This window comes from Burkholderia sp. FERM BP-3421 (assembly GCF_028657905.1).
GTDB lineage: Bacteria > Pseudomonadota > Gammaproteobacteria > Burkholderiales > Burkholderiaceae > Burkholderia.
Window position 1 is genome coordinate 2,448,653 of the sequence record NZ_CP117782.1, and the last position, 15,231, is coordinate 2,463,883.

Here is a 15,231-nt window from a genome sequence, read left to right on the forward strand (position 1 = left end):
CATGCCGACGTTGCCCCGCGTGCGCGAACGCCCGGACGCGCCGTTCCGGGCCCGCCTGCGCCCGCCCCGCGACGCGCCGCCGGCGGGCCCGCGAGCCCGCGCCGCGCGCCCGCGGCCGCAGCGGCGCGCCGATCCGGTAAAATTACGCGTTTCAGCACACCCAAGCCGCGCGCCGCGCGCGGCCGCGCGGGCCTCGCCCCGTCCGGCCGCACCGGAGCCCAGCGCCACGAAGGCCACTCATGCTTACGTTTCAGCAAATCATCCTGACGCTCCAGTCCTACTGGGACAAGCAGGGTTGCGCCCTGCTCCAGCCGATCGACATGGAAGTCGGCGCGGGCACGTCGCACGTGCACACGTTCCTGCGCGCGATCGGCCCCGAGCCGTGGCGCGCCGCGTACGTCCAGCCCTCGCGCCGTCCGAAGGACGGCCGCTACGGCGAGAACCCGAACCGCCTGCAGCACTACTACCAGTACCAGGTGGTGCTCAAGCCGGCCCCGGAAAACATCCTCGACCTGTACCTCGGCTCGCTCGAGGCGCTCGGCTTCGACCTGAAGCAGAACGACGTGCGCTTCGTCGAGGACGACTGGGAGAACCCGACCCTCGGCGCCTGGGGCCTCGGCTGGGAAGTCTGGCTGAACGGCATGGAGGTCACGCAGTTCACCTACTTCCAGCAGGTCGGCGGCCTCGACTGCAAGCCCGTGCTCGGCGAGATCACCTACGGGCTCGAACGCCTCGCGATGTACCTGCAGAAGGTCGAGAACGTCTACGACCTGATCTGGACGGAATGGACGGAGCAGGGCCCGAACGGCCCCGAGCTGCGCCGCCTGACCTACGGCGACGTCTATCACCAGAACGAGGTCGAGCAGTCGACCTACAACTTCGAGCACGCGAACGTCGACCTGCTGTTCACGTTCTTCAACAGCTACGAGGCCGAGGCGAAGCGCATGATCGACGCGCAGCTCGCGCTGCCCGCGTACGAGCTGGTGCTGAAGGCCGGCCACACGTTCAACCTGCTCGACGCGCGCGGCGCGATCTCGGTGACCGAACGCGCCGCCTACATCGGCCGGATCCGCGCGCTGTCGCGCCTCGTCGCGCAGGCGTACTACGCCTCGCGCGAAAAGCTCGGCTTCCCGATGGTCGGCAATCCGGTGCCGGGCGTGCCGGGCCTCACCACCGACGCGCAGGACGCCGCGCAGCCCGCATGGGCGCCGCCCCTCAAGGCCGAACGCAAGATCGATCAGGACTGACGAGATTTCCCCCACCATGACGCAAAACCATCCCGCTCCGCTGCTCGTCGAGCTGCTGACTGAAGAACTGCCGCCGAAGGCGCTCGCCCGGCTCGGCGACGCCTTCGCCGAGGGCATCGCGCAACGCCTCGCCGCGCGCGACCTGATCGACGGCGAACTCGCGTTCGAACGCTACGCGACGCCGCGCCGCCTCGCCGTGGTCGTGCGCAACGTGCGCGCCGTCGCGCCCGAAAAACAGGTGCGCGAGAAAGTGCTGCCGGTGTCGGTCGCGCTCGACCCCGCCGGCAACCCCACCGCGCCGCTCGCGAAGAAGCTCGCGGCGCTCGGCTTCCCGAACCTGTCGATCGCCGATCTCGAACGCGCGCAGGACGGCAAGGCCGAGGCCTTCTTCGTCAACTACGCGGCGCCCGGCGCGACGCTCGCCGACGGCCTGCAGGCCGCGCTCGACGAGACGCTCGCCAAGCTGCCGATCCCGAAGGTCATGACCTACCAGCGCCCGGACGGCACCGACGTGCAGTTCGTGCGCCCGGTGCATCGCCTGACCGTGCTGCACGACGCCCGCATCGTGCCCGTCAGCGCGTTCGGCATCGACGCCGGCGACACCACGCTCGGCCACCGCTTCCTGTCGGACGGCCTCGTCGCGATCCCGCACGCGGGCCAGTACGCGGACGTGCTGCGCGACAAGGGCCGCGTGATCGCGCACTTCGCCGACCGCAAGGAAACGATCCGCACCCACCTGCACGCGCAGGCCGGCGGCGACGACGTGGTGATGCCCGATGCGCTGCTCGACGAGGTCACCGCGCTCGTCGAATGGCCGGTCGTCTATCCGTGCCGCTTCGAGGACGAATTCCTGCAGGTGCCGCAGGAATGCCTGATCCTCACCATGCAGACCAACCAGAAGTACTTCGCGCTCACCGATGCGTCGGGCAAGCTGCGCTCCCGCTTCCTGATCGTGTCGAACATCGACACGAAAACGCCGGACGAGATCGTCGAGGGCAACGAGCGCGTCGTGCGCCCGCGCCTCGCCGACGCGAAGTTCTTCTTCGAGCAGGACAAGAAGAAGCCGCTCGCGGCACGCGTGCCGCTGCTCGCGAACGTCGTCTATCACAACAAGCTCGGCTCGGCGCTCGCGCGCGTCGAGCGCCTCGAAGCGCTGGCGGGCGAGATCGCGCCCGCGATCGGCGCCGACGCCGGGCAGGCGAAGCGCGCCGCGCACCTCGCGAAGGCCGACCTGCTGACCGACATGGTCGGCGAGTTCCCCGAGCTGCAGGGCACGATGGGCACCTACTACGCGCGCCACGACGGCGAAGCGGACGACGTCGCGCTCGCGTGCACCGAGCACTACCAGCCGCGCTTCTCCGGCGATGCGCTGCCGACCACGCCGGTGTCGACCGCCGTCGCGCTCGCCGACAAGCTCGAGACAATCGTCGGCATCTGGGGCATCGGCCTCGCGCCGACGGGCGAGAAGGATCCGTTCGCGCTGCGCCGCCATGCGCTCGGCGTGCTGCGCCTGCTGGTCGAGAAGCAGCTGCCGCTCGACCTGAAGCGGCTGCTGCGCGCGGCCCACGCGCGCTTCGCGGGCGTGGCCGGCGTCGCCGAATCGACCGATGCGATCCACGCGTTCTTCATCGACCGCCTGCGCGGGCTGCTGCGCGAGCGCGGCTACACGGCGGCCGAGATCGACGCGGTGCTGAGCCTCGAACCGAACCGCGTCGACGACCTCGTCGCGCGTCTCGACGCGGTGCGCGCGTTCGCGGGCCTCGCGGAGGCGGAAGCGCTCGCGGCCGCGAACAAGCGGATCTCGAACATCCTGAAGAAGTCGAAGAGCGACGGCGCACCGGGAGCCGGCGCACCGGCCGACGCGGTGCGCGCCGAACTGCTTGTCGAGGACGCCGAGAAGGAACTGAACCGCCAGCTCGACCAGGTCGCGCCGCGCGTGCAGGAACAGCTGGCCCGCGGCGAGTTCGCTGGCGCGCTGTCGGCGCTCGCGCAATTGCGCGACGCGGTCGACACGTTCTTCAAGGACGTGATGGTGAACGTCGACGATCCCGCCGTGCGCGACAACCGCCTCGCCCTGCTCGGCGCGCTGCACGTGCAGATGAACAGCGTCGCCGACATCTCGAAGCTGGCCGCCTGAGGAGCCGACGATGCCGACCAGCGCCACCAAGAAGCTCGTGGTTCTCGACCGGGACGGCGTGATCAACGTCGATTCGGATGCGTTCATCAAGACGCCCGACGAATGGATCGCGCTGCCGGGCGCCCTCGAGGCGATCGCGCGGCTCAACCATGCGGGCTACCGCGTCGTCGTCGCGACCAACCAGTCCGGCATCGGGCGCGGCCTGTTCGACATGGCGGCGCTCAACGCGATGCATCTGAAGATGCATCGCGCGGCGGCGGCGGTCGGCGCGCGCATCGACGCGGTGTTCTTCTGCCCGCACACGGCCGACGATCACTGCGACTGCCGCAAGCCGAAGCCCGGCATGATGCAGATGATCGCCGAACGCTTCGAGGTCGAGCCCGCCGACACGCCGATGGTCGGCGATTCGCTGCGCGACCTGCAGGCGGGCGCCGCGCTCGGTTTCCAGCCGCACCTGGTGCTGACCGGCAAAGGGCGCAAGACGCTCGCGGCCGGCGGCCTGCCTGACGGCACGCGGGTCCACGACGACCTGCGCGCGTTCGCGCTGGACTTCCTCTCCCAAGAACAGGAGTGACGCGCCCAGCCGCGCGCTCCACACGATCCAGGCCACGCCGATGCGTCTAGTCCGTTCCCTGCTGCTGTTGGTTTATTTCGTTCTGTACACGGTCCCGTATGCGACCGCGTGCTTCATCGCGTTCCCGTTCATGCGCTCCGACGCGCGCTACTGGATGGCGGCCGGCTGGTGCAAGTCGACGCTGTTCGTGGCGCGCTGGCTGAACGGCATCCGCTACCGGATCGAGGGCTACGAGAACCTCCCTAACGGCCCGGCCGTGCTGCTGTCGAAGCATCAGTCGGCCTGGGAGACGTTCGCGTTCCCGGCGCTGATGCCGCGCCCGATGTGCTACGTGTTCAAGCGCGAGCTGCTGTACGTGCCGTTCTTCGGCTGGGCGCTCGGCCTGCTGCACATGGTCAACATCAATCGCCGCGAAGGCAAGCACGCGTTCGACTCGGTGATCCGCCAGGGGCGCAAGCGGCTCGACGAAGGCGCATGGATGATCATGTTCCCGGAAGGCACGCGCACCCCGACCGGCCGCCAGGGCAAGTACAAGACCGGCGGCGCGCGTTTCGCGATCGCCGCCGGCGCGCCCGTCGTGCCGATCGCGCACAACGCAGGGCGCGTCTGGCCGCGCAATTCGTTCATGAAGTATCCGGGTATAGTCACGGTATCGATCGGCAAGCCGATCGATTCGCAAGGCCTGACGCCTGACGAATTGAACAACCGCGTCGAATCCTGGATCGAAGCGGAAATGCGCCGCATCGATCCGACCGCCTACCCGCATGAAGGCGGCAGCGCCGCCCCGTCGGCCGACGCCGTGCGTATCTGAGTCAAGCGAGTTTCACCCATTGCGCAACGCCAAACGAAGCGAACTGATGTCCAAGCGTTCCAGGCCGCGGCCTGCCGTCGTGGCTCTCGATCACCAACAGCTGGACCTGCCGCTCTTCGATGGGCCGGCGGCGGCGCCGTCGCCCGCCGCCGCACCGAGCGCGCCGCCGCCCCCCGCCCACGACCGTTCGCGCCGCACGCTGCCGCTCGACGGGCGCGTGCTCGAGTACCGGCTGAAGCGCTCCGCGCGCCGCACGATCGGCTTCGTGATCGACGGCACCGGCCTCACCATCACCGCGCCGCGCTGGGTCACGCTCGCCGACATCGAAGCCTCGATCACCGAGAAGCGCCGCTGGATCTTCGCGAAGCTCGCCGAATGGAAGACGCGCGTCGAGCAGCGCGCGCTGCCGCAGATCGACTGGCGCGACGGCGCGCAGATTCCCTATCTCGGCAAGCCCGTGGACATCGCGCTCGCCGCGCCCGGCGGCACGCTCGCGTTCGACGCCGAACGCGCGACGCTCGCGCTCGGCCTGCCCGCGCATGCGGACGACCAGCAGATCAAGGATCGGGTGCAGGGCTGGCTGCAGGGCGAGGCAAAGCGCATCTTCGGCGAGCGCCTCTCGGTGTACGCCGAGAAGCTCGACGTGACCTACGCCACCTATGCGCTGTCGTCGGCCGCCACCCGCTGGGGCAGCTGCTCGAGCGACGGCAAGATCCGCCTGAACTGGCGGCTGATCCACTTTCCGATGTCGATCATCGACTACGTGGTCGCCCACGAGCTGTCGCACCTGCGCGAGATGAACCACAGCCCCGCGTTCTGGCAGACGGTCGAATCGATCTTTCCGGAATTCCGCGAAGCGCGGCACACACTCAAGCATCACCCGCCCGAGCTGCTGCCGACGCTGTAAGGCCGGCGTTCGCCGGGCCGGACCCAGACGGACCGCCCGGCGCGCAAGCACGCGGCCCGGCTGCGTTGCACAGCCTGCCGCGCGTCGCGCTCAGCGCATTCAGTGAGCCTTGCGCTGGATGAACTCGATCTTGTAGCCGTCCGGATCCTCGACGAACGCGATCACCGTGGTGCCGTGCTTCATCGGGCCCGCCTCGCGGGTCACCTTGCCGCCCTGCGCCTTGATCCGGTCGCAGGCCTGGTAGGCATCGTCGACCTCGACAGCGAGGTGGCCGAAGCCGGCGCCCAGTTCATACGAGGGCGTGTCCCAGTTGTGCGTGAGCTCCAGCACCGTGCCGTCGCGCTCGTCGTCGTAGCCGACGAACGCGAGCGTGAACCGGCCTTCCGGATAGTCGTCGCGGCGCAGCAGCCGCATGCCGAGCAGCTCGGTGTAAAACTGGATCGAGCGGTCGAGGTCGCCGACGCGCAGCATCGTATGTAGCAATCGCATTCCATGTACTCCGTGGGGACTTGCTTGAACCTGCGAATGTACCAGAGCCGCGCGAATCCCGCCGGGCCCGGCCGCGCCCGACGCCAAGCGCCACGCGGGCCGATCGGTTAACATCGCCCGGCACCCGCCCGACCTCCCTTGCGCCGCGTCCCCGGATACCGTGATGAGCAGCAGCCTCGCCTTTGCCATGCCCCGCCGCACCCTCGACACCCGCGCGATCGGCGTGATGGTCCTGCTGTGCGCGATCTGGGGATTCCAGCAGGTCGCGATCAAGAGCGCCAATGCGACGGTCCCGCCGCTGCTCCAGGCCGGCCTGCGCTCCGCGGTCGCGGCGCTCCTCGTATGGGCCTGGGCCCGCTTGCGCGGCACGCCGCTGTTCACGGCCGACGGCACGCTCGGCCCCGGCCTCGCCGCGGGCGCCTTGTTCGCCGGCGAATTCCTGTGCGTGTTCATCGGCCTGACGCTGACGAGCGCAGCGCGCATGGCGATCTTCCTCTACAGCGCGCCCTGCTTCATCGCGCTGGGCCTGCATCTGTTCGTGCCCGGGGAAAGAATGCGCGGCATCCAGTGGGCGGGCATCGGGCTCGCCTTCGCCGGCATCGCGGTCGCATTCGCGGATGGGTTCGCGCGCCCCGCGGCGGGCGCGCATGCGCTGGCCGGCCTGATCGGCGACGCGCTCGGCGTGCTCGGCGGCGTGATGTGGGCCGGCACCACGCTGGTGGTGCGCGCGACCTCGCTGTCGCGCGGCAGCGCGAGCAAGGCGCTGTTCTATCAGCTCACGGTATCGGCCGTGCTGCTGCTCGCGCTCGCCGCGCTGCTCGGGCAGACCACCGTCGCGCACGTCACGCCGCGCGTGGCCGCGAGCCTCGCCTACCAGGCGGTGATCGTCGCGTTCTTCAGCTATCTCGCGTGGTTCTGGCTGCTCACGCGCTACATGGCGTCGCGGCTGTCGGTGTTCACCTTCCTGTCGCCGCTGTTCGGCGTGAGCTTCGGCGTGCTGTTCCTCGGCGAATCGGTCGGCGTGCGCTTCCTGTCGGCGGCCGCGCTCGTGCTGGCCGGCATCGCGCTCGTCAACACGCCGCCGCGCGCCGCGCGCTGACGGCAGGACACGCGACGGCTCGGCCGCGCGGCGCTCAGTCGGCCGCGCGAGCCGCCTGGACGGCCTGGGCGACGCGCACGTACTCGGCCACCTCGACATCCTCCGCGCGGCGCGCGAGATCGAAGCCGAGCGCCTCGAAGTCGATCGCGTCGCGATAGGCGCCGAGCGTGTTGCGCAGCATCTTGCGGCGCTGCGAGAACGCCGCCGTCACCACCTCGCCGAGCACGCCCTGATCGACCTCGGACAACTCGTGCGGCGCGTATGGAATCATCCGCACGATCGCGGAGTCGACCTTCGGCGGCGGCTGGAACGACTCCGGCGGCACGTCGATCAGCTTGTCCATCACGTAGCGGTACTGGAGCATCACCGACAGGCGGCTGAACGCCTTGGTGCCCGGCTCGGCGACCATCCGCTCCACCACCTCGTTCTGCAGCATGAAATGCTGGTCGACGACGCACGGCGCGAACGTCATCAGGTGGAACAGCAGCGGGCTCGAAATGTTGTACGGCAGGTTGCCGATGATGCGCAGCGACGGCGCATCGCCGGGGCGCGCGAGCGCGCCGAAATCGAACGCGAGCGCATCGCCCGCATGCAGTTCGAGCAGCGCGCCGAAGCGTTTCTGCAGGCGCCCGATCAGGTCGCGGTCGAGTTCCACCGCATGCAGCGGCGACTCGGGCGTCGCCAGCCGCTCGATCACGGGCCCGGTCAGCGCGCCGAGCCCCGGCCCGATCTCGACCATGCGTTCGCCGCGCTCGGGACGAATGGCGGACACGATCGAGTCGATCACCCCGTGGTCGACCAGAAAGTTCTGTCCGAAGCGCTTGCGCGCCATGTGTCCCTGATGCTGTCTGCTGTTCGACATCGAAAATAAGAAAACGGATGAAGCGGAAAGAAGCGGAAAAATTCAGCCGGCGCGCCGATGGCGCGCCATCGTGACGGCCGTGTCGAGGGCGGCGATCAGGCTGCCGGGATCGGCACGGCCCGTGCCCGCGAGATCGAGCGCGGTGCCGTGATCGACCGAGGTGCGGATGATCGGCAGGCCGAGCGTGATGTTGATGCCTTCGCCGAAGGTGGCGTACTTGAGCACCGGCAGGCCCTGGTCGTGGAACATCGCGAGCACGCAGTCGGCATCGCGCAGGTAGCGCGGCTGGAACAGCGTGTCGGCCGGATACGGGCCGCGCGCATCGATGCCGCGTGCGCGCGCCGCGTCGAGCGCCGGCCCGATCACGTCGATCTCCTCGCGGCCCAGGTAACCGTTCTCGCCCGCGTGCGGGTTGAGCCCCGTCACCAGGATCCGCGGCGCGGCCAGCCCGAAGCCCGTGCGCAGGTCGCGGTCGACGATGGCGAGGGTCTCGATCAGGCCGTCGACGCTGAGCGCGGCCGACACGTCCTTGAGCGGCAGGTGCGTGGTGGCGAGCGCGACGCGCAGCGGCGCGTCGCCCGTGCCCGCCAGCATCATCACGACGCGCGGCGTATGGGTGCGCTCGGCCAGGTATTCGGTATGTCCGGTGAACGGCACGCCGGCATCATTGATCGTGCTTTTCTGCAGCGGCGCCGTGACGATCGCGTCGTGGCGGCCGGCCAGCGCGCCGTCGATCGCCGCGTCGAGCAGGCCGAGCACGTAGCGGCCGTTCGCCGCGTCGAGCCGGCCGGCCAGGGCCGGGACGGCCAGCGGGTGATGCGCGAGCGCCACCGCGTCGCCCGCCGTGAGCGCCGCCCAGTCGACCCCGACCGCCGCCGCGCGCGCGGCGAGCAGTTCGGCGTCGCCGAGCACCGTGAAGCGTACGCCGGGCCAGCGCGCGCCGGCCTCGGCAAGCGCGCGCGCCGTCAGCTCGGGGCCCACGCCGGCGGGTTCGCCGGTCGTGATCGCGATCTGCAACGGGGCGCTCATGATCAGGACGTCACTGCGGCGGCAGCGCCGGCAGCTTGAACTGCACGTACGACGAATCGCGCAGCTCGCGCAGCCAGTCGGCGTACGCCTGCTCGGCCTTGCGCTGGCCGATCGCCTGACGCGCGATATCCATCTGCTGCTGGACCGAGCCTTCCGCGTCGCGGCGGCCGAGCACCTGGATCAGGTGGTAGCCATACTCGGAGCGCACCGGATTGCTGACCTGGCCGTCCTGCAGGTTGTTCATCGCGCGCTCGAACTCGGGCACGGTCTCGCCCGGGCTGATCCAGCCCAGATCGCCGCCCTGCGACGCGGAACCGTCCTGCGAATAGGTGCTCGCGAATTTCGCGAAATCGCCGCCGGCTTCGATCTGCTTGCGGATGTCGGCCAGCTGCTCGCGCGCCTGCGACTCGGACTTGCCTTCGCCGACGCGCAGCAGGATGTGGCGCACGTGCGTCTGCACGATCTTCGGCGAGGCCGCCGACGCGCTCTGGCTCTGGCGGCGGTCGACGAGACGCACGATCTCGAAGCCGTCCGGCACGCGGATCAGGGTCGGGTTGACCTGGCCGGGACGCAGCTGCGATGCGGCCTGCACGACGTCGGGCGGCAGCGTCGACGGCGACTTGAAGCCGAGATCGCCGCCCTTCTTCGCGTCGTCCGCCTGCGACTCGCTCTTCGCGAGCTTGCCGAAATTGGCGCCCGGCGCCTGCGCCTGCTGCAGCAGCGCCTCCGCCTTCTTCTGCGCGGCGTCGATCTCGGCCTGCGGCGCGTTGGCCGGCGCCTTCACGAAGATGTGCTCGAGCCGCAGATCCTGCTGCGTGCCGGCCGTCGGGCCGCGCTGGCTCGCGATGTAGTTCGCGACTTCCGCGTCGGACACGGTGATCCGGCTGTCGACTTCCTTCTCGCGCAGCTTCGACAGCATCAGTTCGGTGCGCGCGTCGCGCACGAACACGTCCCAGGGCACGCCCTGCGCCTCGAGCCGCGACTTGTACTGGTCGATCGTCATGCCGTTCGCCTGCGCGAGGCGCTGCAGCGTGACCTGCACGGTCGCGTTGTCGATCGAGATGCCGTCGTCCTTCGCCTTCTGCACCTGGATACGTTCAAGCACCATCTGGTTCAGCACCTGGGCGCGCAGCTGGTCGAGCGTCGGAACCGGCGCGTTCTGCTGCTGCAGCCGGCGCGAGATCAGGCCGACGCGCTGGTCCAGCTCGCGGCCGGTAATGACGTCGTTGTTGACCACGGCGACCACTTCATCGGCGAGCGTCGCGCCCGACGAACTCAGCGCCTGCGCCGCGGCGGGCGGAACGGTGACGAACGACGCGAGCGCGGCCATGCAGGACACGATTGCCGCGAAGCGAAGGGTTTTCTTCATTGCCACAGGTACTCCATTGAAATCGGGCTGATCCGGTGCCGGACCCGCTTGCGGCGGGCGTCTCCCTGGCGGTGGTTATTCGTAATTGCTGAAACGGGACAACGGCGGCGGCGCGGGCGGCAGCGGGGTGTAGCCCGGCACGCCGGCCCTGAACGAGGACACCAGCCCGTTGTCAACGCTCGCCAGCCCCTTCAGCGTCAGTTGCGCCATCATACGGCTCGACGCAGTCGGCTGGCCGGACGACGGATTCGAGCCGTTCGCGAAGCGCTGCATACCGATGCCGAGCGCCCAGCAGTCGGCATCGTATTGTAAGCCGACGAGCCCGTCGACCATGCGGTGGCTGGCGAGGTCGTAGTTGAAGCGGCCGATCGCATAGAGCCGGCGCGTGATCGGCCACTGGCCCGACACGAGGATCTGGTTGATCGGCTGGTTGTCGAGCGTCGTGTTCGAGCGCGTATAGCGGTACGCGACGTTGATCACGCGGCGCTCGCCCGGGCTGAAGCCGAAGCCGATGCTCGACTTCGTGAGCTGGTTGTTGTCGGCGTTGTACTGGAACGAGGTCTCCGACGCGAACCCCGCGCCGAGCTTGATCGACGCGCCGACGATCAGGTCCGAGTGCTGCGCCTGCGACTTCGTCTGGGTCGGCTGCAGCGTCACGCGCTGGTCGCTGAAGTAATACTGCTGCGCGATCACGAAGCGCGCGCGCTCGTCGCCCGTCGCCGGGTTGATGAAGCGGCTCGTCACGGCGGCGGTCAGCCGGTTCGCATCGGCGATCCGGTCGTTGCCGACGAAGGTGTTCGGCGTGAAGATCTCCGCGAGACCGAAGTCGGAATCGACGGTGTCGAACAGCGGCGCGAACGACTGGTCGCGGTACGGCGTGTACACGTAGTAAAGGCGCGGCTCCAGCGTCTGGATGAAGTCCTGGCCGAACAGCCGCACCGAGCGGTCGAAGATCAGCCCGGTGTCGAAGCTGAAGGTCGGGATCGACGTGGTGAAGCGCTTCGGCTGCCCCGGCACGCCGCCCGACGTGCTCGTCAGGTCGTACGACACCATGTGCATCTGCACCTTCGGCACGACGAAGTAGCCCGGCCCGTAGACGCCGTACGAGATGTACGGATTGAACATCACGCGGTCGCCTTCCGGCTGGTCCGCGGTGGTGATCCGGAAGCGCGTGTAGTCGGCTTCCGCGCCGAAGTCGAAACCGCCGACGTTGTACTTCGTGTACTTGACGTTCAACTGCGGCGCGCGGCTGTACGGCGCGACCGACGGCGCGAGCGTCTGCCAGTGCTGCATGCGCGTGAGCACCGACCACGGGCCGTTGTTGTAGGTCAGCCCGGCTTCCTGCTGGTACAGCGTCTGCGTGCCGTTGACGAACTGGTTGGTCGCGCCGAGCTCTCCCGGATAAGCCGAATCCGAAACCTTGTTGTAATAAACGTAGCCGCCGAAACCGTTGCCGAAGTTCTGCTGGTGCTGCCAGTAGATCGCGTAGCGGTTGCGCTGCGCGAGCCGGTCGTCAGGCAGGAATTCGCCCGTCAGCGTGCCGGAATAATTGGGCGACAGGTAGCGGAACGTCGCGTGCGTGAACACGCCGCGCTTCGAGAGCAGCTCGGGCGTGATCGTCAGGTCGCGGTTCGGCGCGATGTTGAAGTAGTACGGCAGCGCCAGCGAGAAGCCGTTGTCCGAATTCAGCGAGAAGGTCGGCGGCAGGAGGCCGCTGCGCCGCTCGCCGCTCAGCGGGAAGGTCATCCACGGGGTGGCGAAGATCGGCATGCCCTGGAAGAACAGCACGCCGTTGCGCGCCGTGCCCTCGTCCGCGCCGGTATCGAAGTCGAACTCGCTGCCCTTGATGTACCACGCGGGGTTGGTCGCGCACTGGCACGCCGTATAGGTGCCGTTGGTGAACACCGAGCGCTCGCTGTCGAGCATCTGCACGTGTTCCGCGCTGCCCGAGCCGCCCGTCGCCGAGAAATGGTACTTCGGCGTGGTCATGAAGCCCTGGTTCGCCTCGACCTTCAGGTGCGCCTCGGGGCCCGTGAAGAGGGTCCCGCCGTTCGCGACCCGCACCTGCCCGTAGGCGTCGGCCAGGTCGGTGTCCTCGTCGTAATGGAGCGCGTCCGCCTTGACCACCGCGTTGCCGCGCCGAAGCTCGGCCGAGCCCTTGGCGGCGAGATCCTGGTCGGTCGTGCCGCTCGTGTGATCGGCGATCACGAAGGTCGCGGGCTTGCCGGACCCGGCGGACGGATGCTCGGTCAGCTGGGGCGCGAGCCGCAGGTCCCACGGCGTGCCAATCGGCTGGGGCGCGGCGGCCGCCCCCGACAGCTGGGCCTGCGACACCGCCGGCACGAGGCCCGGCACCGCGAGCAGCGCGGCCGCGAGCCGCCGTCTGCGCGGCGCGGCATCGCGAGAGGAGACAATCGGGTAGAACGGTTTGGGCGGCATCTATCGTTGGGCGAATCGGCCCTGTCAAGCCAGGCACTGCGCACCGCTGCCCGCGCAATCGAACCGTGACTGCGACATGCGCACACGCAGGGAAGCGATCGGGCGGGCGGCGAAGCGGGCTGCAAAACCTGCGCCGGCGAGGATTGACACGGGACGCGTCAAAAAAGTCGTGGGGTATTATATGGCAAGACGTTACTCCCTCCCCCGAGTTTCAATGACACCCCCTTCCGCCGACTCCCGCCTCGCCCTGCTGTCCGCCTGGCTGGCGCCGTTCGCCGCGCGCTACGCGCTCGACCCCGCCACGCTCGAACCCGCCTCCACCGACGCGAGCTTCCGCCGGTATTTCCGCATCGCGAGCGGCGCCGAGCCGCAGGGCTCGCTGATCGCGGTCGACGCGCCGCCGCCCGAGAAGTGCCGCGAATTCGTCGAGATCGCGCAACTGCTGGCCGATGCCGGCGTGCACGTGCCGCGGGTGCTCGAGCACGATTTCGAGGCCGGCTTCATGCTCGTCACCGATCTCGGCCGCACCTCGTACATCTCGGTGCTCGACCCGGCCGACCCGCAGGCGGCCCGGCCGCTGCTGCGCGCGGCGCTCGACACGCTGGTCCGCTGGCAGGGCGCGAGCCGCGAAGGCGTGCTGCCGCCGTTCGACGAGGCGTTCCTGCGCCGCGAGATGGCGCTGATGCCCGAGTGGTACGTCGGCCGCCACCTCGGCCGCACGCTGTCCGACCAGGCGCTCGGCGTGCTCGAGCGCACCTTCGCGCTGCTGATCGCGAGCGCGCGCGCCCAGCCGCAGGGCTACATGCTGCGCGACTTCATGCCGCGCAACCTGATGGTGGCGCCGCCGAACCCCGGCGTGCTCGACTTCCAGGACGCGGTGTACGGCCCGCTCACCTACGACGTCGTATCGCTGCTGCGCGACGCCTTCGTCAGCTGGGACGAGGAGTTCGAGCTCGACTGCTTCGCCTATTACTGGGAGCAGGCGAAGAAGGCCGGGCTGCCGGTCGCCCCGGACTTCGGCGAGTTCTACCGCCAGCTCGAATGGATGGGCCTGCAGCGCCACATCAAGGTGCTGGGGCTGTTCGCGCGGATCAACTACCGTGACCACAAGCCGGTCTATCTCGGCGACCTGCCGCGTTTCGTCGGCTACGCGCGCAAGGTCGCGCAGCGCTACCGGCCGCTCGCGCCGTTCGCACGGCTGCTCGACGAACTCGAAGACAAATCGGCCGACGTCGGCTACACGTTCTGAATCCATGACGGCACTTCTCGACACGGCGATGATCTTCGCCGCCGGGCGCGGCGAACGGATGCGCCCGCTCACCGACCGGCATCCGAAGCCGCTTCTCGAAGCGGGCGGCAAGCCACTGATCGTCTGGCAGATCGAGCGGCTCGCGGCGGCCGGCTTCGCGACCATCGTGATCAACCACGCATGGCTCGGCGCGCAACTCGAGGCCGCGCTCGGCGACGGCGCGCGCTGGGGCGTGCGGCTGCGCTACTCGCCCGAGACCGAGGCGCTCGAAACGGCGGGCGGAATCGCGCAGGCGCGGCCGCTGATCGAGGCCGCGAGCGCCTCGCCGGTGTTCGCGGCGGTGAGCGGCGACGTGTACTGCGACTTCGATTACACGACGCTGCACGCGCGGGCCGCGGCGATGGCCGAACGGTCCGAGCCGGCGATGCATCTCGTGATGGTGCCGAATCCGCCGTTCCATCCGGACGGCGATTTCGCGCTGCCGGCCGACGGCGTGCTCGCGCTCGACGGCGCGCCGCGCCGCACGTTCGGCAACATCGGCCTGTACGACCTGCGGATGTTCGACGACCTCGCGCCCGGCACGCGGCGCGCGCTGACGCCTTATTACCGCGCGGCGATCGCCGCGCGCCGCGCGACGGGCGAACTGTACGCCGGCCTCTGGGAAAACATCGGCACGCCCGCGCAACTGGGCGCGCTCGACGCGCGGCTCAGGGCCGCCGGCTGACCCTGCGGGCGGGCGCCGCGTTCCGCGCCCGCCCGCACCCGCACCCCGCACCCCGCACCCGCACCCCGCACCCCGCACCCCGCACCCCGCACCTCGCACCCCGCACCCCGCACCCCGCACCCCGCACCCCGCACCCCGCACCTCGCATCCCACACCCCGCACCCCGCACCTCGCATCCCGCACCCCGCACCCCGCACCCCGCACCTCGCATCCCGCATCCCGCACCTCGCACCTCGCACCTCGCATCCCGCATCCCGCACCCCACACCCCGCACCTCGCATCCCGCATCCCGCAC

13 protein-coding genes are annotated in these 15,231 nt (G+C 69.6%); 8 read left to right on the forward strand and 5 right to left on the reverse strand.

Annotated features, from left to right (window positions below):
* Positions 1-239 precede the first annotated feature (239 nt).
* From glyQ to Bsp3421_RS27075, 5 genes are read left to right on the forward strand one after another with little or no spacing between them, the layout of a single operon-like run.
* Positions 240-1,247, forward strand: a complete 1,008-nt coding sequence (glyQ, locus tag Bsp3421_RS27055) for a glycine--tRNA ligase subunit alpha (RefSeq protein ID WP_252982290.1) — start codon at positions 240-242, stop codon at positions 1,245-1,247.
* Positions 1,248-1,263: 16 nt separating this feature from the next.
* Positions 1,264-3,384 (forward strand): glycine--tRNA ligase subunit beta, encoded by a 2,121-nt coding sequence (glyS, locus tag Bsp3421_RS27060; RefSeq protein ID WP_273999049.1) that lies wholly within the window; start codon positions 1,264-1,266, stop codon positions 3,382-3,384.
* 10 nt (positions 3,385-3,394) lie between these two features.
* Positions 3,395-3,958 carry a D-glycero-beta-D-manno-heptose 1,7-bisphosphate 7-phosphatase gene (gene gmhB / locus Bsp3421_RS27065; protein ID WP_252982292.1) on the forward strand — a complete coding sequence of 188 codons (564 nt, stop codon included), beginning with the start codon at positions 3,395-3,397 and terminating at the stop codon, positions 3,956-3,958.
* A gap of 40 nt (positions 3,959-3,998) precedes the next feature.
* A complete protein-coding gene (locus tag Bsp3421_RS27070; RefSeq protein ID WP_273999051.1) occupies positions 3,999-4,769 on the forward strand; it encodes a lysophospholipid acyltransferase family protein in 771 nt (256 codons plus the stop codon).
* Between the two features lie 46 nt (positions 4,770-4,815).
* Positions 4,816-5,676 carry a M48 family metallopeptidase gene (locus Bsp3421_RS27075; RefSeq protein WP_273999052.1) on the forward strand — a complete coding sequence of 287 codons (861 nt, stop codon included), beginning with the start codon at positions 4,816-4,818 and terminating at the stop codon, positions 5,674-5,676.
* A 99-nt stretch (positions 5,677-5,775) separates the two neighbouring features.
* Here Bsp3421_RS27075 and gloA read toward each other — a convergent pair whose 3' ends face one another.
* Positions 5,776-6,165 (reverse strand): lactoylglutathione lyase, encoded by a 390-nt coding sequence (gene gloA / locus Bsp3421_RS27080; RefSeq protein ID WP_273999054.1) that lies wholly within the window; start codon positions 6,163-6,165, stop codon positions 5,776-5,778.
* 163 nt (positions 6,166-6,328) lie between these two features.
* Between gloA and Bsp3421_RS27085 the strand changes: the two genes are divergently transcribed.
* Positions 6,329-7,264, forward strand: coding sequence for a DMT family transporter (locus Bsp3421_RS27085; RefSeq protein ID WP_273999055.1), 936 nt, complete (start codon positions 6,329-6,331; stop codon positions 7,262-7,264).
* Between the two features lie 34 nt (positions 7,265-7,298).
* Here Bsp3421_RS27085 and rsmA read toward each other — a convergent pair whose 3' ends face one another.
* From rsmA to Bsp3421_RS27105, 4 genes are all read right to left on the reverse strand, one after another.
* On the reverse strand, positions 7,299-8,126 hold the full coding sequence (gene rsmA / locus Bsp3421_RS27090) for a 16S rRNA (adenine(1518)-N(6)/adenine(1519)-N(6))-dimethyltransferase RsmA (protein WP_273999056.1): 828 nt from the start codon (positions 8,124-8,126) through the stop codon (positions 7,299-7,301).
* A 42-nt stretch (positions 8,127-8,168) separates the two neighbouring features.
* Positions 8,169-9,155 (reverse strand): 4-hydroxythreonine-4-phosphate dehydrogenase PdxA, encoded by a 987-nt coding sequence (pdxA, locus tag Bsp3421_RS27095; RefSeq protein WP_273999057.1) that lies wholly within the window; start codon positions 9,153-9,155, stop codon positions 8,169-8,171.
* 10 nt (positions 9,156-9,165) lie between these two features.
* Positions 9,166-10,524 carry a peptidylprolyl isomerase gene (locus tag Bsp3421_RS27100; RefSeq protein WP_273999058.1) on the reverse strand — a complete coding sequence of 453 codons (1,359 nt, stop codon included), beginning with the start codon at positions 10,522-10,524 and terminating at the stop codon, positions 9,166-9,168.
* Positions 10,525-10,599: 75 nt separating this feature from the next.
* Positions 10,600-12,963, reverse strand: a complete 2,364-nt coding sequence (locus tag Bsp3421_RS27105; protein WP_273999059.1) for an LPS-assembly protein LptD — start codon at positions 12,961-12,963, stop codon at positions 10,600-10,602.
* A 214-nt stretch (positions 12,964-13,177) separates the two neighbouring features.
* Between Bsp3421_RS27105 and Bsp3421_RS27110 the strand changes: the two genes are divergently transcribed.
* Together Bsp3421_RS27110 and murU are read left to right on the forward strand one after the other, a co-directional pair.
* Entirely contained in the window at positions 13,178-14,212 is a 1,035-nt protein-coding gene (locus tag Bsp3421_RS27110; RefSeq protein ID WP_273999060.1) for an aminoglycoside phosphotransferase family protein, read from the forward strand.
* A gap of 4 nt (positions 14,213-14,216) precedes the next feature.
* On the forward strand, positions 14,217-14,936 hold the full coding sequence (murU, locus tag Bsp3421_RS27115; protein ID WP_273999062.1) for an N-acetylmuramate alpha-1-phosphate uridylyltransferase MurU: 720 nt from the start codon (positions 14,217-14,219) through the stop codon (positions 14,934-14,936).
* Positions 14,937-15,231 lie beyond the last annotated feature (295 nt).

Excerpts from the sequence above, each read along its gene's own strand:
- glyQ (WP_252982290.1), top strand. The coding sequence starts at position 240 with ATGCTTACGTTTCAGCAAATCATCCTGACGCTCCAGTCCTACTGGGAC.
- glyS (WP_273999049.1), top strand. The coding sequence starts at position 1,264 with ATGACGCAAAACCATCCCGCTCCGCTGCTCGTCGAGCTGCTGACTGAA.
- gmhB (WP_252982292.1), top strand. The coding sequence starts at position 3,395 with ATGCCGACCAGCGCCACCAAGAAGCTCGTGGTTCTCGACCGGGACGGC.
- Bsp3421_RS27070 (WP_273999051.1), top strand. The coding sequence starts at position 3,999 with ATGCGTCTAGTCCGTTCCCTGCTGCTGTTGGTTTATTTCGTTCTGTAC.
- Bsp3421_RS27075 (WP_273999052.1), top strand. The coding sequence starts at position 4,816 with ATGTCCAAGCGTTCCAGGCCGCGGCCTGCCGTCGTGGCTCTCGATCAC.
- gloA (WP_273999054.1), bottom strand. The coding sequence starts at position 6,165 with ATGCGATTGCTACATACGATGCTGCGCGTCGGCGACCTCGACCGCTCG.
- Bsp3421_RS27085 (WP_273999055.1), top strand. The coding sequence starts at position 6,329 with ATGAGCAGCAGCCTCGCCTTTGCCATGCCCCGCCGCACCCTCGACACC.
- rsmA (WP_273999056.1), bottom strand. The coding sequence starts at position 8,126 with ATGTCGAACAGCAGACAGCATCAGGGACACATGGCGCGCAAGCGCTTC.
- pdxA (WP_273999057.1), bottom strand. The coding sequence starts at position 9,155 with ATGAGCGCCCCGTTGCAGATCGCGATCACGACCGGCGAACCCGCCGGC.
- Bsp3421_RS27100 (WP_273999058.1), bottom strand. The coding sequence starts at position 10,524 with ATGAAGAAAACCCTTCGCTTCGCGGCAATCGTGTCCTGCATGGCCGCG.
- Bsp3421_RS27105 (WP_273999059.1), bottom strand. The coding sequence starts at position 12,963 with ATGCCGCCCAAACCGTTCTACCCGATTGTCTCCTCTCGCGATGCCGCG.
- Bsp3421_RS27110 (WP_273999060.1), top strand. The coding sequence starts at position 13,178 with ATGACACCCCCTTCCGCCGACTCCCGCCTCGCCCTGCTGTCCGCCTGG.
- murU (WP_273999062.1), top strand. The coding sequence starts at position 14,217 with ATGACGGCACTTCTCGACACGGCGATGATCTTCGCCGCCGGGCGCGGC.